This window comes from Peribacillus sp. SIMBA_075 (genome assembly GCF_046534585.1).
Window position 1 is genome coordinate 1 of sequence record NZ_JAWRYN010000406.1, and the last position, 286, is coordinate 286.

The following is a 286-nucleotide window of genomic DNA, read 5'->3' on the forward strand; positions in this document are numbered from 1 at the left end:
GTTTTTTTATGTGTAATACATACAATTTTGGTGATTTCAATTCAGATTATACCATCCTTGAGGACAAAACCGCAACAGGAAAAAAGCGGGATTGGCGAGGAAAAAAGATGAAATCGTCACTTATTTCGGCTCATTATGAGGCGTTGGAAAAGCGCACTGGCTCTCCTTATTTTCTGAAAAAAGCTGAAAAAGTCTGTGATTGTGCGGAATATCTTGTGTTTAAGAGAGACAGAAAAACGGGCAAGTTAAAGCTAGCTCAAGCCTATTTTTGTAAAGTGAGGTTATG

1 pseudogene is annotated in these 286 nt (G+C 37.8%); it reads left to right on the forward strand.

From position 1 onward, the window contains the following. Nucleotides 1-8: 8 nt before the first annotated feature. A pseudogene (locus tag SB775_RS28790) lies at nt 9-286 on the forward strand (hypothetical protein); the annotation flags it as partial.